The 19,687-nt window shown below is 31.6% G+C and carries 21 protein-coding genes; 14 read left to right on the top strand and 7 right to left on the bottom strand.

Annotated features, from left to right (window positions below):
* Positions 1–27: 27 nt before the first annotated feature.
* Positions 28–1,185 (bottom strand): MFS transporter, encoded by a 1,158-nt coding sequence (locus CD035_RS01825; RefSeq protein WP_048540073.1) that lies wholly within the window; start codon positions 1,183–1,185, stop codon positions 28–30.
* Positions 1,186–1,544: 359 nt separating this feature from the next.
* On the opposite strand from CD035_RS01825, the gene CD035_RS01820 reads away from it, so the two are divergent.
* Complete coding sequence (locus CD035_RS01820; protein WP_048540075.1) at positions 1,545–2,903, top strand: YjiH family protein; 1,359 nt, start codon at positions 1,545–1,547, stop codon at positions 2,901–2,903.
* A gap of 55 nt (positions 2,904–2,958) precedes the next feature.
* Here CD035_RS01820 and CD035_RS01815 read toward each other — a convergent pair whose 3' ends face one another.
* The 3 genes from CD035_RS01815 to CD035_RS01805 form a co-directional block, all read right to left on the bottom strand.
* Positions 2,959–3,285 (bottom strand): heme oxygenase, encoded by a 327-nt coding sequence (locus CD035_RS01815; RefSeq protein WP_048540077.1) that lies wholly within the window; start codon positions 3,283–3,285, stop codon positions 2,959–2,961.
* Positions 3,286–3,296: 11 nt separating this feature from the next.
* A complete protein-coding gene (locus CD035_RS01810) occupies positions 3,297–4,019 on the bottom strand; it encodes an SDR family NAD(P)-dependent oxidoreductase (RefSeq protein ID WP_048540079.1) in 723 nt (240 codons plus the stop codon).
* A gap of 145 nt (positions 4,020–4,164) precedes the next feature.
* Positions 4,165–4,431, bottom strand: coding sequence for a SunI/YnzG family protein (locus CD035_RS01805; RefSeq protein ID WP_025904965.1), 267 nt, complete (start codon positions 4,429–4,431; stop codon positions 4,165–4,167).
* A gap of 226 nt (positions 4,432–4,657) precedes the next feature.
* On the opposite strand from CD035_RS01805, the gene argF reads away from it, so the two are divergent.
* Positions 4,658–5,659 (top strand): ornithine carbamoyltransferase, encoded by a 1,002-nt coding sequence (argF, locus tag CD035_RS01800; protein ID WP_048540081.1) that lies wholly within the window; start codon positions 4,658–4,660, stop codon positions 5,657–5,659.
* 60 nt (positions 5,660–5,719) lie between these two features.
* Here argF and rarD read toward each other — a convergent pair whose 3' ends face one another.
* Both rarD and hutG read right to left on the bottom strand, forming a co-directional pair.
* Positions 5,720–6,631: an EamA family transporter RarD gene (gene rarD / locus CD035_RS01795; protein WP_103354167.1), complete on the bottom strand. Its 912-nt coding sequence runs from the start codon at positions 6,629–6,631 to the stop codon at positions 5,720–5,722.
* Between the two features lie 3 nt (positions 6,632–6,634).
* Positions 6,635–7,624, bottom strand: coding sequence for a formimidoylglutamase (gene hutG / locus CD035_RS01790; RefSeq protein ID WP_048540085.1), 990 nt, complete (start codon positions 7,622–7,624; stop codon positions 6,635–6,637).
* Positions 7,625–7,781: 157 nt separating this feature from the next.
* Between hutG and CD035_RS01785 the strand changes: the two genes are divergently transcribed.
* Positions 7,782–8,510 (top strand): hypothetical protein, encoded by a 729-nt coding sequence (locus CD035_RS01785; RefSeq protein WP_048540087.1) that lies wholly within the window; start codon positions 7,782–7,784, stop codon positions 8,508–8,510.
* 276 nt (positions 8,511–8,786) lie between these two features.
* Positions 8,787–9,278: a metal-dependent hydrolase gene (locus tag CD035_RS01780; protein WP_048540088.1), complete on the top strand. Its 492-nt coding sequence runs from the start codon at positions 8,787–8,789 to the stop codon at positions 9,276–9,278.
* Positions 9,279–9,328: 50 nt separating this feature from the next.
* Here CD035_RS01780 and CD035_RS13855 read toward each other — a convergent pair whose 3' ends face one another.
* Positions 9,329–9,481 carry a hypothetical protein gene (locus CD035_RS13855; protein ID WP_167388692.1) on the bottom strand — a complete coding sequence of 51 codons (153 nt, stop codon included), beginning with the start codon at positions 9,479–9,481 and terminating at the stop codon, positions 9,329–9,331.
* 180 nt (positions 9,482–9,661) lie between these two features.
* On the opposite strand from CD035_RS13855, the gene CD035_RS01775 reads away from it, so the two are divergent.
* From CD035_RS01775 to CD035_RS01730, 10 genes are all read left to right on the top strand, one after another.
* The gene (locus CD035_RS01775; protein WP_048540090.1) at positions 9,662–10,849 is read left to right on the top strand and encodes a UTP--glucose-1-phosphate uridylyltransferase; all 1,188 of its coding nucleotides are present in this window, start codon (positions 9,662–9,664) and stop codon (positions 10,847–10,849) included.
* Positions 10,850–10,863: 14 nt separating this feature from the next.
* Positions 10,864–11,562, top strand: a complete 699-nt coding sequence (gene trhA, locus CD035_RS01770) for a PAQR family membrane homeostasis protein TrhA (protein ID WP_048540092.1) — start codon at positions 10,864–10,866, stop codon at positions 11,560–11,562.
* Between the two features lie 9 nt (positions 11,563–11,571).
* On the top strand, positions 11,572–11,814 hold the full coding sequence (locus CD035_RS01765; protein ID WP_048540094.1) for a hypothetical protein: 243 nt from the start codon (positions 11,572–11,574) through the stop codon (positions 11,812–11,814).
* A 130-nt stretch (positions 11,815–11,944) separates the two neighbouring features.
* Entirely contained in the window at positions 11,945–12,346 is a 402-nt protein-coding gene (locus CD035_RS01760; RefSeq protein ID WP_048540096.1) for a TipAS antibiotic-recognition domain-containing protein, read from the top strand.
* Between the two features lie 110 nt (positions 12,347–12,456).
* The gene (locus CD035_RS01755; protein ID WP_048540097.1) at positions 12,457–14,046 is read left to right on the top strand and encodes an amidohydrolase; all 1,590 of its coding nucleotides are present in this window, start codon (positions 12,457–12,459) and stop codon (positions 14,044–14,046) included.
* A gap of 3 nt (positions 14,047–14,049) precedes the next feature.
* Complete coding sequence (gene sdrM / locus CD035_RS01750; RefSeq protein ID WP_048540099.1) at positions 14,050–15,390, top strand: multidrug efflux MFS transporter SdrM; 1,341 nt, start codon at positions 14,050–14,052, stop codon at positions 15,388–15,390.
* 32 nt (positions 15,391–15,422) lie between these two features.
* Positions 15,423–15,890, top strand: a complete 468-nt coding sequence (locus CD035_RS01745) for a SepA family multidrug efflux transporter (RefSeq protein WP_048540101.1) — start codon at positions 15,423–15,425, stop codon at positions 15,888–15,890.
* A 70-nt stretch (positions 15,891–15,960) separates the two neighbouring features.
* A complete protein-coding gene (locus CD035_RS01740; protein ID WP_048540103.1) occupies positions 15,961–17,430 on the top strand; it encodes an MDR family MFS transporter in 1,470 nt (489 codons plus the stop codon).
* Between the two features lie 129 nt (positions 17,431–17,559).
* The gene (locus CD035_RS01735; RefSeq protein WP_048540105.1) at positions 17,560–18,621 is read left to right on the top strand and encodes an Mrp/NBP35 family ATP-binding protein; all 1,062 of its coding nucleotides are present in this window, start codon (positions 17,560–17,562) and stop codon (positions 18,619–18,621) included.
* Between the two features lie 15 nt (positions 18,622–18,636).
* On the top strand, positions 18,637–19,287 hold the full coding sequence (locus tag CD035_RS01730; protein WP_048540107.1) for a KinB-signaling pathway activation protein: 651 nt from the start codon (positions 18,637–18,639) through the stop codon (positions 19,285–19,287).
* The last annotated feature ends 400 nt before the right edge of the window (positions 19,288–19,687 follow it).

The raw sequence follows: 19,687 nt of genomic DNA, 5'->3' as shown, positions 1-19,687 counted from the left end.
GTGAGATAAATATCTCACTCGCTTTTTTTATGCTTTTTGAGTCTTTGGTTGTTTCTTAATCGTTAAACAAATTAGGAATGCAATGAAGCTCAATGCACCAGCTACATATAGACTAGATACAACATTAAAGTATGATACAAATATACCACCTAATAATGAACCAGCGCCTATTCCTGCATTTAAACTAGACATATTCCAACTCATTGCCGCACTTGTATCTCCTTCAATTTGAGAGATGATACCGATTTGGATAGGTGGATTTGATCCCCATTGGACAATATTCCAAGCAAATACGCCTATTAATGTAATAACAAGTATAGGTAAGAATTGTTCAAATACAAGCATTAGTACTGTATAAGTACTTAATGAAATTAATAGCCACTTTTTACTGCCTAATGCATCTGTAATATATCCACCTAATGAAGTACCAATAATTGCACCGATACCAGCTACGAGTAGTACAAGTGATACGATATTTAAATCATATCCATACACAGATAGTAACGGACTAATATACGTTACGACAACATAATTTGCCGCTAATATAAGGAAAGTTATGCTTAAATATTTTACAATTTCTAACGGATGAACGACTTTGTAATCTTGGCTTTGATTAGAAGATTCTACTGTATCTATTTTATTACTTGCTACATTAAAAATAATAAGTATAAGTGCAATAATCCCTACTGTAGATATAAATACAAATGACATTCTCCAACCTACTAAATCACCTATTTTAGTGCCTAGAGGAACACCAAGTACGTTAGCTGCACTGAAACCAGTATAAACAAGTCCAATCATTTTCCCGCGTTCGCTTGGATTTGAATACACAACAGTTAAAGATAAAATCTTCACGACAATAATTGCAGCAGCCGCTGAAGATAGTATTCTACCTATTACTAGTATTGTAAAGTTAGGTGAAATCGCAATTATCCCGTTTCCTAAAATAAATATAGCCATACTTACTAATAATATAGTCTTTGGTGAGACGTTTTTAGTGAGTTTAACAAGTATGGGACCACTAATTGCGAATGTTAATGCATAAACTGTTACAAGTTGTCCTACAATTGCTTCTGATACATTCAAATCTTTACTCATTAAAGTAAGTATACCTGCAATCATTAGTTCAACCATTCCCACAACAAATACGCTTAACATAAATGTAATTAATCGAGGTTTCGACATCATATAACTCCTTCTCTTTGACATATAATCATGATTATAACAGTGTGATTTGTAAAAATACAGATAAAATTTAATACCCGAACAATATAAAAGCGACTCAAGATTAATTGTATAAAAATGCTAAGTAAGCACGTTAGTTCAATATGATAATACGGGATTTATACAGTAGTTTGAATATTTAAAATATTAATAATATAGAAGTAAGATTTCTTTAATGTTATATATATAAATTTAATTAATAAATCTATTATTTTTGATGACAGCGCTTACATAAAAATATATAATACAATTAGAGATGAATAGTATTGAATATTTATTAATTATTGTGTATAGTTAGTCTTGCGAAAAGGAGAGAAAGTATGAAAGAGACGAGCGTTTTAGTAGGAAGGTTAAAGTTTATTATATTATCAGTGCTAGGAATATATTTATTTTTAGTTCCCGTTACGGTAACTGACGATAAAGGGGAGAAAGAAACAAGTTTACCTGTTGCATACCTTGCAAATACAGCTTTAGATTGGATAGGTGACTATGCTGGACTAATTATAATGCTTTTAATTAGTTTCTCTGCAGTAATGACATTAATCTATTCTACGATATTCAGTACTTCTACTAAGAGATCTATAGCGAACGAATTGTTTAACGTCAATTGGATTTGGGTCGTAATTAGAATAATAGGTGCGATATTTGCAATATTCATTTATTTCGATTTTGGACCTGGTATAGTTGTAAATGAAAATACTGGATTAATGGTTTACAATGATTTATTACCAACATTGCTTGCAGTATTCTTCTTTGCAGGTTTATTCCTTCCATTATTAATGGACTTTGGTTTATTAGAGTTTTTAGGGCCAATGTTTGCGCCAATTATGAGACCAGTATTTAAATTACCTGGTAGATCAACTGTTGATAATCTAGCTTCATTTATTGGTGATGGAACTGTAGGCGTAATGATTACAAGTCAACAATATGAACAAGGCTTTTATACACGTCGAGAGGCAACTGTCATTGCGACAACATTCTCTGTTGTATCCATCACATTTGCAATTGTCATTGCTCAAACAATTGGCTTAATGGATTATTTCTTTAAATTTTATTTATCCGTTATTTTAGCTTGTGTTGTAGCAGCTTTTATAATGCCTAGAATTTGGCCACTTAAACAAATTCCAGATAAGTATTCAAACGGAAGTACTGAACAATTAAATGAATCTATTCCAAAAACGCATAATCCAATATCATGGGGATTTGAACAAGCAACTCAAAAAGCTGTAAAATCACCTGACTTTAAACAATTCATTATCAATGGTGTGAAAACTGTATTGGATATGTGGTTAGCAGTACTACCAGTCGTTATGACAATCGGTACATTAGCAACTATTGTTGCTGAATATACACCAACATTTAGTATTTTAGGTGCACCATTTGTACCATTATTAGAATTAATGCAAATACCATATGCAAAAGAAATGTCTGAAACATTATTAATCGGTTTTGCAGATATGTTCTTACCATCATTACTTATTAGTAATGTACCAAGTGATATGACAAGATTTATCGTAGGTGCTTTAAGTATTTCACAATTAATATATTTATCAGAAGTAGGGGGCGTTATACTCGGTTCGAAAATACCAGTAAGCCTAGGGAAACTCTTCATGATTTATATTATGCGTACAATTATTGCATTACCGATAATTGTAATATTAGCTCATATTTTCTTTTAAATTAAAAAACGGACAAAATGAACTTAAATAGTTCAGTTTGTCCGTTTTTATACTATTATTTTGGATCGATTGTTGTTTCGACTTTAGCGATTGCGATTTTAGATCCTAACATTGGTGATTCACCTTTGTCTTTATTACTGTCTCCACCGCGACTATGTGCTTGTTTAAATGCATCGCTCGTTTTCCATGCTTCAAAGTCTTCTAGTTCTTCCCACCACATATTTACATGTAATTCGTCATTGTCATCAATGTCTTGCATGTTCCAAGTTTCAACTTTTATGAAACCTTTCATTTCTTGTAATGCGCCACCTTTAGTAAACATTGGTGCTAATTTTTCTGCATAACCTTTTTTCATTTTAATTCTATTTGTTACAACATACATTGTTATCTCTCCTATTCTTTTGGTGTTGGGTTAGTAGCCCAGATTTGTGCTGTCTTCATAAATGTTCTTGGTTGTAGTTTCAATTGTGATATGACTACGTCTGCTATATCTTCTGGATGCGTCATTGTATCTTCTTGTAATTGTGTTTCTCCAATTAAGTCTGTTAATACAGCTGAAGGGGTTAAATATGATACTCGGATGTTATGTTTTCTCATTTCTTGCATAATACCTTCAGTCATACCAATTACTGCATATTTAGTAGCAGAATAGATACTGCTTGTTGCACTGGCTTTTAAACCAGACATTGAAGCGATATTAATAACATCTCCGCTTTTTTGTCTTACGAGATGTGGTAATGCTTCTTGTAAAACGTAATATATACCTTTAACATTTGTTTCGAATAATTGATCAAACTCAGATTCACTTACATCTAAAAATGAATTGTTCTTCATAATACCTGCATTATTTATCACGATATCAATAGAGCCTAATGCATGATATGAATCTTCTATAAAACGTTGCACATCTTTTTGGTGCGCAATATTAGTTTCTTTATAAAATACTTTGACGTCATATTGTTTAAGTTCATCGGCTGTTGCTTTTAAAGTATCAATATTTCTACTTGCAATTGCAACGTTGACGCCTTCGTGAGCTAATGCAATCGCGATTGATTTACCGATACCTTTAGAGCCACCTGTAATGACTGCATTGAGCCCTTTTAAGTCTCTTAACATATTGATCATCACTCCTTTCTTATATGTTAGCATGCTTTAAAAATGTATCATAATAATTCAATTTGAAAATGCCATATAAATAACACCACGAAGTCAGCTTTATATGACTTCGCGGTGTTTATTTAAAATGCCTGAAAGTTTGAACTTAAGCTTCTTTAGTAAGTTCGTTGTAAACTTTCTTATCAGCATGTGTATAAATAATATATTCTTTATCATTTGTTTCGATAATCACACGATTTGTTTTGCCAAAAGTTGAGCCAATTCTTACGATATGATCTTGGGCTTCATTAGACAAAGCGTGAATATCTTGATCCTCTTTAATGTTTTTAATTTCATTATTTGGAATTGTAATGTCCGCTACTCTCCATTGAATATGAACTTGATTATTGTCCTTTGATACTCTCATTGCCATATCTAAACACATCCTTTTGTTTGATGACTACATCATAACGCATTATGTATCCGTTTTCAATAGAAAAACGAGAAAATGTGTTATATTTTTTAATTATTATGTCATACTAATTGATGATAGTATTTTTATGCAATATATTGAATAACTATTTACAAACAGAATGCTATGTTGTAATATTATCTTTATAAATAAATGAGGAGCTGGTTTCATTGGGACGAAGTTATCTATGTTAAAGGAATTAAACAAGACAAGTTTTTTAAAAGAAGTTGATTTTTCTAAAGGAGAATTAGAATCGCTTATTGATTTGGCAATGGAATTAAAATTCAAAGAAAAGCATCAGATCCCACACCGTTATTTAAACGGGAAACATATCGCTTTATTATTTGAAAAGCAATCAACGAGAACACGTTCAGCTTTCACAGTAGCTGCAACTAAGATGGGTGCAAGTGTGTCTTATTTAGGTAAAGATGATTTACAGTTAGGTAAGAAAGAATCTGTTGAAGATACAGCAGTCGTACTTGGATCCATGTTTGATGGTATTGCTTTTAGAGGATTTGAACAAAAGACAGTAGAAGATTTAGCTCAATTTTCGAACGTACCAGTATGGAATGGCTTAACAAATGAGTGGCATCCTACACAAATGTTAGCAGACTTTATGACAATTAAAGAATACTTTGGTACATACGAAGGAAAGACTTTGACGTTTATAGGAGATGGACGCAATAATGTTGCGAACTCGTTGCTCGTTACGAGTGCAATTTTAGGTGTGAATATTCATATTGTTGCACCATCATCACTCCAACCAAATGAAGAAGTTCAAAATATGGCATTGTCATTTAGTAAAGAATCTGGAAGTGAGATATTAATTACAGATAATATCCAAGAAGGTATTTACGGCAGTGATATCATATATACAGATGTTTGGTGTTCAATGGGTGAGGAACAACAATTGGAAGAACGCTTTGAATTACTTAAAGATTACCAAGTTAATCAAAACTTAATTAATTTAACTGGTAAAAATGAAACTTTATTTTTACATTGCTTACCAGCTATTCATGATTTGAATACTGAAATGGGCGCGCTTTGTTTCGAAAAATTTGGTGTAACAAGTATGGAAGTGACAGATGACGTATTTAGATCAGATTATTCGAAAGTATTCCAACAAGCAGAAAATAGAATGCATACAATTAAAGCATTATTAGCTACAACTTGTGGCGATATATATTAATAAATAAAGGGTGAGACATCAATAAATGTCTCACCCTTTATTTATTGCTTCTATTGTTTTTTAGCTAGCTTCTTTTGTTAATTTTTTTCTATTGCGATTAAGTTCTACATATTTACTGTAGCTATATATGATAATACCTGCCCAGATAAATATGAATGTAATAAATTGATCAACATCGAAATGTTCGTTTAACAAGAATATACCGATAAAGAACATGATAGTTGGACCGATATATTGTATAAAGCCTGTTAATGATAGTGGTATTCTTCTTGCTCCAGCACTAAATAAAATTAATGGAACAGCTGTAACAGCACCAGAAAGTAATAACCATCCGCTTGAACTGTTCATACCAAATGTAACGGCATTATGTTGTGATAAGTAGAAGATATAAATAAGTGCTGCTGGTAATGTTACGATACATTCTATCGTAATACTACTAAATGCATCGATATCTACAACTTTCTTGATTAACCCATAAAGCGCAAATGATGTTGCGAGTAATATTGAAACGAATGGAAATTCGCCAACTTGAAAAGTCATATAAATAACACCGACAAATGCTAATAGTATAGCTACCCATTGAGCTATTGAGAATCGTTCTCCTAAGAAAATAAAAGCTAGGAAAATACTCATTAACGGATTGATGTAATAACCAAGACTTGCTTGTAGTACATGGTGATTATTAACAGCCCAGATAAATGTACCCCAGTTCACTGTAATAATATAACCAGCGATGATAATAGCGAATAGCATTTTCTTTTGTTTAAATAATTTAATCGTTGCTGCTTTGAACATTGGAAATTGTTTTGTAAATAATAGCAGTAATAACATGAATACTGCTGACCATATAATACGATGTGCCAAAATTTCGAATGGTCCAATTTCACTTACGAGGTTCCAATAAATTGGTAGGACACCCCAAATAATATATGCAAATATTGCATAAATAATACCTTTTTTAAATTCTGACATGATTTAGGACTCCCACTGTGATTGAATAACTTCTGCTTGATCGTGATAAATATTCGATGCAATATTAGCAAGTAATCTTGCAGTTCGATTATCTATATCGAATCTTGGTGATAGTTCAGCAATACTAATGCTTGAACTTTTGTTTGAGTTTGTAACTAATTGTAAAATTGTTTGAACAATTTGAGGTTGTAAGCCCATAATACAAGGTGCACTTACTGCAGGCGCATAACTTACATCTATCGAATCTGTACATAATGTAATGAGGATTTCGTCATATCCTTCAATAAATGAATTAATAGAAGTAATAGTCTCTATTGATAAATGGCTACGAAGCTCATCTTCACGAATGTATTGGACACCGTATTCATCAGCTCTTTCGAAGAGTGCTTTTGTATTACCATTTTTCTGAATGCCTAGCACGAAATAACCAACTTGATCGTCTTGATCTAAAATCTGTTTAAACATTGTGCCAGAAGATGGTTTCTCATCGTAATCTCTCATATCAAAATGTGCGTCTATATTGATGATGCCAATTTTTTTGTCTTTGTTGGCTTTTCTTACGCCTAAATAATGGCCATATAATACTTCATGACCACCACCGATAATAACTGTAAAGTCATTATGTAATAATATGTTTGAGATTTTATCTCCAAGTTCTGATTGCGCTTCTTCCATTTTATTTTTGTGGCAAATGATATCTCCGTAGTCAGTTAAATGTAAATACTCATTATGTATTGGTAAAGGACTTAAGGCTTTTCTAAAATGTTTAGGACCATCTACAGCACCTGATCGACCATTATTTCTAGAAACACCTTCATCGCATTCAAAACCTATAAGTGCCATATTAACTTGATTTTCGAATTCTTTCTTTGGTGTAATGTCTTCTTTCTCAATATGAATTGAATCAACGATTTGATGAAATCTAAAAGCAGAACGCAATGTTGTACTATCTGTTCTACCTGTCCACTCATCCTTTTTAACATTTCTATACATATTTAATACCTCCTACATGTTACAATAGTTTTTACTAATGTTAGTTTATCATGTATGATATTCTTATGTTTTATTAAATGCTTAATTATTTTATAAGAAAGAAGTGTCTTTAATGAATAGTAAGAAAGAAAAAGCAAAAAGGCCGAGGAGTGATTCTATGAAATGGATTTATGGTCTCTTAACAGTTTGCTTATTATTTCTAGTAGCATGTGACAACCAAACTTCTAAGAATAATGAACATAATGATAACGAAAAATCATCTGAAACGACTACTACTGAAGAAAAAACAACTGCAGAATCGACAGGTGAAGATGTTAAAACTAAAGAAGAAAAATCAAAACCAAATAATAATAATCAGAACGAACAAAATGATAATAACAATCAACAATCTACAGATGAAATTCCAGTAGAAGAAAATGTAAATGGTGTTAAACCAAACAATCACAATGAAACTGAAACGTTTGATACAGAAGCTTATACAGTAGCTAGAAATTGTTTATTAAATCAAGGTAACTCTCAAGCGGAATGTGATAAAGCAGAAAATACAATAGAATTTACGAGAGCTTGGCAAAATTTATCACGTGATGGTTACTTATGTAATGATGATGGCTGTTCATTACCTAAAGAAAATGATCAAAATAATCAAGGTCATCATGATCAACAACACTCAAACACAAATGAAGATTCTAATCAAGGATCAAATGAACAAAGTAATGAACCATACGAAGAGGATAATAATCAAACAGATCCTTCTCGAAACACGAACCAACAAGATGAGAATACAAATAGAGAAGGGCAAAGTCAAAATCGCGCTCAACAATCAAGCAACAATGAAACCACTCAAAGTGATTATCATCAAGAAACGCAATTAAATAAAGCAAGCTAAATAAAAAAACGTTCATCGCGAAGGATGAACGTTTTTTTAATTGTGAAATAAGGGGGTTATTTCAACAATGGTATAGGGTTATGTTTAATATGACTTACAACTATAGTTTAACAGGGATTAATAACAAATCAATACTTATGTGATTCTTTTCACAATTTTGTCATTTGAATTGTAATTATGTGAGGTATATCACTATAAAGTCACAAAGTGTTCGTATACTTGTTCGGTATTTTATGGTAAAATAAAATAAAGTAATTGAAAAGAGGAAACATTAATATGACAGGAAAAACACATCTCTCTTGCGGTATATTCATCGGGTCATCATTAAGTATTTATTATGGAGAAGATATTTTTACTTCATTTACGATTGTAAGTTTGTGTGGCGTAGCAAGTTTGGTCCCAGATATTTGTCATTTCAAAAGTAATCTAGGCAAGAAAATATTTCCTATTAGTTTTATTGTTAGATTAATTTTTGGACACCGAACGTTTACCCATTCATTATTATTTCTATTTTTAATATTTTGGGGATTGAGAAGCATATCCGCACCAGAACCATATTTAGTTTCGATTATATTAGGTATGTTATCGCATATTATTTTAGATATGTTAACACCAAGAGGCGTTAAACTATTTTATCCTTTAAATGTCTCAGTTAAATTACCCATTGTATTTAGAACGGGCGGTGTTATGGATTTAAGTCTATCATCTGCATTTACCATTATCACGGTCGTTTTATGGTGGAAAGATATTTATCGATTGTTTATATAAAAAAGAAGCTAAGACAAAAGGTAGTGTCTTAGCTTCCATTAAACATTATGTTATTTTCCGAATTTACCTTTTAAATCTTCGCCTTTATCTTTAGCGAAGTCTTTACCTTTTTCAGTATATTCGTCTTTATTCTCTTCTACATGATCTTTACCTTTTTCAACTGCTTTGTCTTTTGCATCGTTAAACTTATCTCCTAAACTCATAATAAAATCCTCCTTGGCCTATTATATATAGGGATATTTTGTGTTTAAAGCAACACATTATTATAAATACCCATTTAATTTTGAAATAATCATTTTAATTATAAATTTTTTATGATATTTTTAGACAAATCGTTCTAAAGTCGTATAATAAGAATGAGTCAAATTTTCGGAGGTATTATAATGCTAGATGAAACAAACCTAATAGAACATGGTCAAAATCACATTTTAGAATATACTAAAGTGATGAGCCAAAGTGAGAAAGAACAATTAGAATCTGATATTAATCAATTAGATTTAGATGAAATAGATAAACTATATCAAGATGTATACATAAATAGAAAGACAATAGATGTTGCAGATAATATAGAACAAGTTGAGTTTGAAGTTAAAGATCAACTTTCAGAAGAACAACTGAAATCTTACCGTTCACTTGGGATACAAGCGATTAAAGATGGTAAATTTGCGGTATTATTAATGGCTGGTGGGCAAGGTACAAGATTAGGTCATAAAGGACCAAAGGGTACGTTCTCGTTTAATGACAAAAGTTTATTCGAAAGACAAGCAGAACAATTAAAGCAATTAAAAGAAGAAATTGGTACACCTATTCATTGGTATATTATGACAAGTGACGTAAATCATAAAGATACGCTGTCATTTTTCTTAGAGAATAAATACTTTGATTACGATGAAAATTATATTCACTTCTTCAAGCAAGATCACATTGTATCTTTAACAACAGATGGTCAATTAATTTTAGATACAAATAAAAGAGTGATGCGTACACCTAATGGTAATGGTGGTGTATTCAAATCTCTAGAGAAAACAAAGTTACTTGCTGAAATGAAAGAAAATGGCGTGGAATACTTATTTTTAAACAACATTGATAACGCGCTCGTAAAAGTTCTGGATCCTGAATTTGTTGGATTTACAGTAGAGCATAATAGTGATGTAACAACTAAATCTATTAAAGCACATAGTGGTGAAAAAGTTGGTCGCCTTGTATCAATAGATGATAAAAAACGTGTATTAGAGTATTCTGAGCTATCTGAAGATGATGTTGATAAATTAGAGAATGCTAATATAGGTATTCATGTATTTAAATTAGATTTCCTTATAGAAGCGGCTTCTAAACCATTGCCGTATCATTTAGCAGTTAAGAAGTTAAAACAATTAGATGAAGACTTCAGCGTTGTAGAAGAAGAGTCATTGAAATTCGAACTGTTTTATTTTGATATTTTCCAATATGCAGACACATTTGCTACACTACAAGTAGATAGAACGAAAGAATTTAGTCCTTTAAAGAATAAAGAAGGACAAGACAGTATTGAAACAGCTCAAAGAGATTTAGAGAACAATCAACTATTATAAAAAGAGGTATATGAATGGAACAAATCAACTATACAAAGTCTCATCCTAGAAAAAATGGGAAAGTTAAAGAAGCTTTCAAAGATATTATGCCACTTTCCTTTGGCGAAGAAGTCGGAAATGCAGTTTCACATGGTGTCCCTGCTTTCTTTCTGTTATTCTTCTTACCATACGCAGCAGTAGAAAGTTATATTAGTGATGGTGCACTTAAATCGACGAGTGTATCTATATATATTATCAGTATTATGCTGATGTTTTTATCATCTGCTGTTTATCACTCAATGTCATCTTCATCACCTCAGAAATACATTATGAGAATTATTGATCATAGTATGATTTATATCGCAATTTGTGGGACTTATACTCCTATTGCATTATCTTTAGTTGGCGGCTGGTTAGGTTGGCTTATTATGGCAGTCCAATGGGGGATTACAATTTGGGGAATTGTATATAAATCAACAGCTAAGAACGTTAATCATAAATTAAGTTTAGCGATGTATTTAATCATGGGTTGGATGGGTGTTCTCATGTTACCATCAGTTATCAATAAGACATCGTTAATATTTATGTTGTTTATTTTATTTGGTGGTCTTAGTTATACAGTAGGTGCTTGGTTCTATGCTCAAAAAGATAAAAAGTACTTCCATATGATTTGGCACTTCTTCATTTTGATTGCTTCAGTATTTCATTTTCTAGCAATTATGTACTTTATGTAGGAGGATAAGATGAACTATCGTTTGTATTATACGGTTCTTACAATTATTATTTTAATTCAAGGCTATTTCTTTTATTACTTTGTATTTAGTGGCGGTAAACAAAATGGTTTACAGTTTATGGGCATTGTTTCACTTATATTCGGTCTAATATTAATATATGCATTTGTATTACTGATTAAACACCAACGTAGAAATAATAAACAAACGTTTAATGAACATCTTAAAAAAGGTGAACAAAGACGATTGAAATAAGAATAGTGAGCGGAATATGTAATCTCTTTAGAATATTGAGATTTCTATCCCGCTCTTTTTGTTATTTTTTTGCAAAACGGGTAAATAGATAATATTAAATGTTATACGATATGAATAGGGGGAAATCATAATGTCAGAAAAAAGAGATTTTGAAACATTCGATCGTGACAAGCTAAATATTAACGAAGAGATTCAGGGAGAAACAGTTGAAGATAGAAGCGGCCATAAAATTGACCAGACTGATGATCAGTTTCTCGATATGACCAAAGATGAAATTAAAGGTAAAAATCAAATTGAAAAGAAACTAGTAGAAGAACTTGATAATATTGTAGACCAAGGAGCAACATTGGAAAGACAAGAAGAAGTGACTAAGTTACACAGAGAATGGTTAACATATAGTTGGCCAAATTATACAGAAGAGAAACACATAGAAATCATAAATATGTATGATGCAGATGATAGATATAAAGCATATTTTGGTGAAGAAAGAACGGAAGCATTAGTTGCTGCCGTTAAGCATGTCATACAATAAAAATTAACTTTATAAAATTAAAATAGGAGACATCGATTTTATCGGTGTCTTTTTTACTATTAAATATGTAGAATTAGAATAAACTTGAATGTATAAAGGGGCTGAATCGAATGAAAAAGTTATATCAGAACGGAACAATATATACAATGGAAAAACCAGATGATACATATGCAGGTGTAATTGTAGACAATGGTATGATAGAAGCTGTTTTATCACAAAAAGATTTAAACCAACTTCAAACAACGGATTATGAAACAATCGATTTAAAAGGTGGAACGATGTTTCCTGGATTTGTTGAAACACATATTCATGTTATGGGGACTGGTGTTTGGTTATCATCAGTCATTTTAAATGGTGAGACCAATATTGAAAATGTAAAACAAAAAATTAGACAGAAAGCCCAAACATTACAACCAGGTGAATGGTTAGTTGCTGAAGGTTATGATGAAAATTTATTAAATGGCATTAGACTTAATAAATTTGATTTAGATGCGTTATGCAAAAATAATCCGGTTATTGTTAAAAGAGTATGTAGACATGCAGCAATCGTAAATTCAAAAGCATTAGAGATTTTAGATATGACAAATGATGTAGAAAATCCTGACGGTGGTTCATATGAAAAACAAGAAGGTGAACTGACTGGTTGGCTATATGATACAGCTATGGAACCATTTGAAGAATTAGCTTCAAATGAAGATGAACAGTCTCTTACTAAACATTTAAATAACGCGATTACATATTTATATCAATATGGTATAACAGGATCGCATACAGAAGATTTAGGATATTACGAAGATTATAAAGATGTCTTAAATGCTTATAAAACAGTTGTAGGACCAGGTGAAGATCAAAAGCCATTTAGAGTACGATTGTTACGCCACTTTAGTGTTTATGAACAAATGATGGAAGAACAAGCGACTTTTATTGATAAATGGATAGAACCTGATGCTATGAAATTTTATGCAGATGGTGCTTTTGGTGGCAGTACAGCATTGTTGAAAGAACCTTATTCTAATGATCCGACTGGAACAAATTATGGACTTGCGATATTTACTCAAGAAGAACTCGAAGAAAAAGTAAAAATCGCAAGAAAATATAATGGTGCGATAGCAGTTCATATGATTGGTGACAAAGCTTGTGAAATGGTATTGGATGCAATAGAAAAATATCCTGTGCAGAACGGACTCAGAGATAGATTAATTCATATTAGTACGTTAAATGAAGCGTTATTACAACGCGTTGCGAATTTACCAGTGATTTGTGATGTACAACCACAATTTATTACAAGTGATTTTCCATGGGTTCAAGATAAAGTAGGCAAAGAAAGAGCTAGATATTTATATCCATTCAAGTCAATGTTAGACTTAGGTATTATAATAGGTGGCGGTTCAGATGCACCGATTGAAACTCCGAATCCGATGCTAGGTATTCATGCGGCAGTTAATAGACAAACGTACGGTGAAGAAGGTGCGTATTTCATAGAAGAAGCACTATCCGTATTTGATGCGTTACGGTTATATACAACGCTTGCGAGTGAGATTGGTCAAACAACTGACCGTACTGGAAAAATTAAAGTAGGATATGAAGCGGATTTCACTGTGTTAGATCAAAATCCATTTAAAGTTAACCGTCAAGATTTAGCACAAATTCAAGCTAAATTAACAATTGTTAACGGAAATATTGTATACGAAAGAGCGTGAATTATGACTAAGAACAAAGGAATTGTGTTGGCTTTAGTACTTATTATGTTTATGAGTGCTATAGAAACATCAATCGTATCTTTAGCGACACCAACAATGCAAAAAGACTTTAATATTGATACGGAAGTTGCATTAATCTTTACAGTATATTTAATAGCGGTTGTGTTTATGACGCCAATAGTTGGTGAACTTGTAAAGAGAATTAATATTAAGTTAGTGGTGTTATTAGGGATATCTGTATTTATTATTGGAAGTGTATTTTGTGGGTTAAGTGAAATGACACATAGTTTCCCGTTGCTTGTCATTTCTAGAATCATCCAAGGTTTAGGTGCAGGTGTCATGATGACTTTAGGTCAAGTTATACCTAAACTTGCTTTTCCAATTCCGAGAAGATATAAAGTGATGGGTATTGTTGGTAGTGTTTGGGGGATATCTAGTATTGTAGGACCACTGTTAGGTGGCGCAATATTAGAATCTTTAAACTGGAGCTTTCTATTTTATATCAACGTACCTATAGCTTTAGTTTCAATGTGGTTGGTTATTAAGTATTTTAATTTTGAACAAGAGAAAGTAGAGAAAACTAAATTAGATTATAAAGGGTTATTTATATTTTATGGCGTAGTCGCAAGCTTTTTACTAATCGTTGCAGAACATATACCATTTATTGTACGTGTGATTTGCTTCATATTATTAGTTGGATTTGTCGTATTACTCTATAAAGTGGAGACACGTATGCGAAATCCATTTGTACCCGTTGAAGCATTTAATAGAAAAATCATTCTCGTGTTGTTTACAGATATGATTTATTCAACAATGTTAATGGGCTACACTATTTTTATGCCAATCTATTTACAAAATGAACAAGGCTTTACACCATTACAAAGTGGTTTAATCATTTTTCCAATGTCGGTAGGTTGGTTGTTTATCACGTTTGTACTTGGCAGATTAGATCAACTTAAATTGAAATTTATTTATATGTTAGCTTTCCTGGCAATGTTTGTTGGTAGCTTTGCTATTTTAACAGGCGTCGAATGGATTGTAATCATACCATTTGCTGTTTTTGTAATGGGAGTATCTTTTGGTACAGTATATACAAAAGATGTTGTCGTTGTTCAAGAAGAAGCGCCACATCACCAACTAGGTTCTATGATGTCGATTTATACATTATTTAAGACGATTGGTAGTACAACAGGATCTTTAATCGTTTCTTCAATATATGTATTGAATATTTCATTTTTAAGTTATGGTGTTCAAAATATTATGTTGTATATTATGTTAGTAGTCATTATATTGACAATTATTTGGTCAATTATATTTAAAGAAAAGAGAAGAAAAAGTTTTTAAAGGTAAAACATATTTAGAGGGAGTCACAATGTATGAAAAGAAAAAATAAGCGTTTTGATATTTTTCATTTATTGTCCATATTGATTATAATAAGTATTTTCACATTGTCTGGTGCAATTTTTATTGTACTACTTTCTTTTGGTATGTTTGGATTAAGCAGAATTTTAATTTATTATGGCTTAGCGGAATTCAATTACAATAAAAGTATGATAGATAATTTGTTCTATTATGGTAGTTATATATTGTTTGGGTACTTTACACTTGTCGCTATAGAATTTTTATTAGATAGATTTAAAAATAGACTGAATGATAATCCGTATTTCAAGGGCATGACTTTTCATTTATTAACGATAACTGTTAGCACAATTATGTTTTATTTCACAGTACATATATATTATTCACAAATTAAAATTGAGTTTTGGGTGATATTAGTCATTATCACTGTTCTATATATATGTACTGAAATTTTCTATCCAGATAGCAAAAATTTAAACCGATGAAACATTTATTTTGATTTCCGAAATAAAATAGTGCATAATAGCAAAGGTATATTTGGAAGGAGTTGAAACCATGAATGTTCAGGACATTTCAAAAGGTAAAAGAAATTTAGTAGTAGCTGTTATGTTAGTAAGTGCCTTTGTGGCGATTTTAAACCAAACCTTATTAAATACAGCAATACCTGAAATCATGGTGCATTTAAAAATCGATGCCAACCAAGGTCAATGGTTAATGACAGGATTTATGTTAGTCAACGGTGTTATGATACCGGCTACAGCATTTTTAATGGATAAATTTAATACAAGACCACTTTATTTAATGGCGATGTTATCATTTACAATCGGTACGTTAGTTGCCGCTTTATCGCCTAACTTCGGAATATTAATGTTAGCAAGAGTACTTCAAGCAATGGGTGCAGGTGTTATGATGCCTCTTATGCAATTTGTACTCTTTAATTTATTCCCTAAAGAGAAACGTGGTTTTGCGATGGGTATGGCAGGTCTCGTTATCTCATTCGCCCCAGCATTAGGTCCAACATTGTCTGGTTATCTCGTTGATAACTTTAGTTGGAGAAGTCCATTCTACACAATCATTCCATTCGCGGTTGTAGCATTAGCTTTTGGTGCGAAATACTTAACGAATATTTCTAAACCAAAAGATGTTCACTTAGATGTACCATCTATTATTCTATCTACAGTAGGATTTGGATCTTTATTATATGGGTTCAGTAGCGCAGGATCTCTAGGATTCACATCACCAATTGTTATCGTTACTTTAATTGTTGGTATTGTAACGTTAGTAATCTTTGTATTTAGACAGTTAAAATTAGAAACCCCATTATTAAATATAAGAGTATTCAAGTATAAAACATTTGCACTAACAACAATCATTGGTGTGTTCTCAATGGTATCTTTAATAGGACCATCTTTATTAATGCCGATGTATATGCAAGATGCAAGAGGTTATTCAGCATTAATCTCTGGTTTACTATTGTTGCCAGGTGCAATCATTACAGGTGTTATGTCACTTGTGACAGGTCGTTTATTCGATAAATATGGTGCGAAATGGTTGGCAATCATAGGTTTTACAATCATTACAGTGACAACGTTCATGCTTGCATTTCTAAATGATAGTACGTCATTATTGTATTTAATAGTTGTTTATTCAATTAGAATGTTTGGTGTTTCTATGATTATGATGCCTGTTAATACTGCAGGATTAAATGCAATTCCAAACGAAGTGTTATCTCATGGTACAGCGATGATGAATACACTAAGAACAATCGCTGGTTCAATTGGTACAGGTATATTAGTAACAATTATGTCAATTGGTGCTAAGAATTTTGAACCTTCAAAAACACAATTAGAACATGCCAATGCTGGTAATACTGCGAAGATATTACAATCTGAAGCAATGATTCACGGTATCAATATTGCTTTCTTAGTATTGACTGTTATTGTATTTTTCGGAGTTGTCTTATCTATATTTATTAAATCAGAAAATAAACATCGCAACACAAGAATACCTAATCATTCAAAATAAGTAGATTTAAAGGCTGAGATTATGATCTCAGCCTTTTTTTGAACAATAAACTACCTGTATGTTTAAATTTTTTGTTACACTTAATATAATGATAAGTAGATAATTATTTTAGAAGGGGAGTCGTAGATTTTGTTATCAGTAGAACAGGTTAAAGAACTTGTGGGAGCGTTATATGATCCGATTGTAGATGTACCACTTAAAGAAACAGGCGGCATAGTTGAAGTTAGCATTAAAGAAGAAAAAGAACATGTGAGCGTTAAAGTTGCCATAGCTAAACTAGGTGGGCAACCACAACTTGATTTACAAATGGAAATTGTAGATCTCTTAAAAGAGAATGGTGCGAAAACTGTTGGGATAAGATTTGACGAATTATCTGATGATGCATTAGAAAAATTCAAAGGTGTAATGGAAGAACAAACTATAGAAGGATTATTATCTAAAGATAATCCAGTAGAATTTATTGCGATTGCTTCAGGTAAGGGCGGTGTTGGTAAATCAACAGTAGCTGTTAACTTAGCTGTATCTCTTGCAAGAGAAGGTAAGAAAGTAGGACTTGTTGATGCTGATATTTATGGATTTAGTGTTCCAGATATGATGGGCATACAAGAAAAGCCAGAAGTCGAGGGCGAACAAATTATTCCTGTTGAGCGTGAAGGTGTTAAAGTTATTTCTATGGCATTTTTCGTCGAAGAAAATGCGCCTGTCATTTGGAGAGGTCCAATGCTAGGAAAAATGATCACAAGTTTCTTTACAGAAGTTAAATGGGGAGAATTAGATTACTTAATACTTGATCTACCACCAGGTACTGGTGATGTAGCTTTAGATGTACATACAATGTTACCTTCAAGCAAAGAAATTATTGTAACGACACCTCATCCTACTGCAGCATTTGTTGCGGCAAGAGCTGGTGCAATGGCTAAACATACAGAACATTCTATTTTAGGTGTAATCGAAAATATGTCTTACTTCCAAAGTAAAGAAACAGGAAATAAAGAATATGTATTCGGTAAAGGCGGCGGTGCAAAATTAGCACAAGAACTTCAAACGACGTTATTAGGTGAACTTCCATTAAGTCAACCTGAGTGGGATGAAAATAACTTTTCACCTTCAATCTATAAAGAACATGAAGATTTAGGTAAAGTTTATAGTCAAATTGCTAAGAATATCATTAATATAACAGAGGAAGATTAGTGCGGAGGTAAGCAAGTGACTTTAAAATATTTAATTCAATTTTACAGAAATACACTTTTAATAGGTGTAGTTGTGACATATATTGCGTCACTTATCTTTGGATATGATAAAGTAACGAAATATTTATTTGCTGGAGAAATAGGTGAGTTTATAGCAGCTTCAATATGGTTCTTAGTTGTAGGACTACTTGTAGCAACTATAAGTCAGCTTGCATATTTCATCTATTTATTCATTAATCAATTAGGCATAGGTATCTTTGGAAAGATATGGCCACATGTACAAATCGTTGTAACTGTATTTGCTATATTTGATTTAGTGTATTTTAGATTTTTAAGATTTGGTGGAACAGATCAAATCATATCATTTATATGGCTACCAATAGTTGTTGTTATTTTTGCAATCATCACAAGTAATATAAAAAACAAACAATCTAAAAAGAATTTATGGATTCCATCTATGTTTTTTATGGTTGTTATGACAACTGTAGAACTTATACCATTTTTAAGAGTGGAAGATACAAGTTGGATTTATCTTACAATCTTTGGATTATTATTATGTAATGCTTATCAATTAATTACATTACCTAAATATAATGCGTTGTCTCTTGAAGAGAGAAAAGCAAAGAAATCAAAGTTAAATAATGACAGTAAATCATTGAAGAAATGATAAAAAGCACAAGATTAAATTCTATTTACACCTTAATCTTGTGCTTTTTAATTTTTTGTTAAAAAAGATGCTAAATAGTGTTGACTTTTAAAATCTCGCTTGATATTATATAAAAGTCGCTGAAAACGACAGCACAACAACGAAAAAAGTTATCAAAACTTTTTCTTGAAAGTGTAAAATTGACTCTTGTTAATACGAAATAAATGTTATATATTTATAAACGTGTTAAAAATAAGTTAACAAAATTAGTTGAAAACAAACATTGTTTTTAGTACAATATTGTTTAGACGCAAATTAGATGAACATTGAAAACTGAATGACAATATGTCAACGTTAATTCCAATATTTGAGTACTGAAAGTACTTCAGAGTGATTGGCTTAACCAATCAAAAATGAGCTT

It is taken from the genome of Mammaliicoccus sciuri, assembly GCF_002901825.1.
In the GTDB taxonomy this organism is placed as follows: Bacteria; Bacillota; Bacilli; order Staphylococcales; family Staphylococcaceae; genus Mammaliicoccus; species Mammaliicoccus sciuri.
The sequence above is the reverse complement of the archived record's forward strand: the minus strand, read 5'-3'. Positions and strand labels throughout refer to the sequence as shown.

What these genes read in the sequence shown, in the direction of transcription:
- CD035_RS01825 (WP_048540073.1), bottom strand. Translation starts at nt 1,185, where the DNA reads ATGTCGAAACCTCGATTAATTACATTTATGTTAAGCGTATTTGTTGTG.
- CD035_RS01820 (WP_048540075.1), top strand. Translation starts at nt 1,545, where the DNA reads ATGAAAGAGACGAGCGTTTTAGTAGGAAGGTTAAAGTTTATTATATTA.
- CD035_RS01815 (WP_048540077.1), bottom strand. Translation starts at nt 3,285, where the DNA reads ATGTATGTTGTAACAAATAGAATTAAAATGAAAAAAGGTTATGCAGAA.
- CD035_RS01810 (WP_048540079.1), bottom strand. Translation starts at nt 4,019, where the DNA reads ATGTTAAGAGACTTAAAAGGGCTCAATGCAGTCATTACAGGTGGCTCT.
- CD035_RS01805 (WP_025904965.1), bottom strand. Translation starts at nt 4,431, where the DNA reads ATGGCAATGAGAGTATCAAAGGACAATAATCAAGTTCATATTCAATGG.
- argF (WP_048540081.1), top strand. Translation starts at nt 4,658, where the DNA reads ATGTTAAAGGAATTAAACAAGACAAGTTTTTTAAAAGAAGTTGATTTT.
- rarD (WP_103354167.1), bottom strand. Translation starts at nt 6,631, where the DNA reads ATGTCAGAATTTAAAAAAGGTATTATTTATGCAATATTTGCATATATT.
- hutG (WP_048540085.1), bottom strand. Translation starts at nt 7,624, where the DNA reads ATGTATAGAAATGTTAAAAAGGATGAGTGGACAGGTAGAACAGATAGT.
- CD035_RS01785 (WP_048540087.1), top strand. Translation starts at nt 7,782, where the DNA reads ATGAAATGGATTTATGGTCTCTTAACAGTTTGCTTATTATTTCTAGTA.
- CD035_RS01780 (WP_048540088.1), top strand. Translation starts at nt 8,787, where the DNA reads ATGACAGGAAAAACACATCTCTCTTGCGGTATATTCATCGGGTCATCA.
- CD035_RS13855 (WP_167388692.1), bottom strand. Translation starts at nt 9,481, where the DNA reads ATGAGTTTAGGAGATAAGTTTAACGATGCAAAAGACAAAGCAGTTGAA.
- CD035_RS01775 (WP_048540090.1), top strand. Translation starts at nt 9,662, where the DNA reads ATGCTAGATGAAACAAACCTAATAGAACATGGTCAAAATCACATTTTA.
- trhA (WP_048540092.1), top strand. Translation starts at nt 10,864, where the DNA reads ATGGAACAAATCAACTATACAAAGTCTCATCCTAGAAAAAATGGGAAA.
- CD035_RS01765 (WP_048540094.1), top strand. Translation starts at nt 11,572, where the DNA reads ATGAACTATCGTTTGTATTATACGGTTCTTACAATTATTATTTTAATT.
- CD035_RS01760 (WP_048540096.1), top strand. Translation starts at nt 11,945, where the DNA reads ATGTCAGAAAAAAGAGATTTTGAAACATTCGATCGTGACAAGCTAAAT.
- CD035_RS01755 (WP_048540097.1), top strand. Translation starts at nt 12,457, where the DNA reads ATGAAAAAGTTATATCAGAACGGAACAATATATACAATGGAAAAACCA.
- sdrM (WP_048540099.1), top strand. Translation starts at nt 14,050, where the DNA reads ATGACTAAGAACAAAGGAATTGTGTTGGCTTTAGTACTTATTATGTTT.
- CD035_RS01745 (WP_048540101.1), top strand. Translation starts at nt 15,423, where the DNA reads ATGAAAAGAAAAAATAAGCGTTTTGATATTTTTCATTTATTGTCCATA.
- CD035_RS01740 (WP_048540103.1), top strand. Translation starts at nt 15,961, where the DNA reads ATGAATGTTCAGGACATTTCAAAAGGTAAAAGAAATTTAGTAGTAGCT.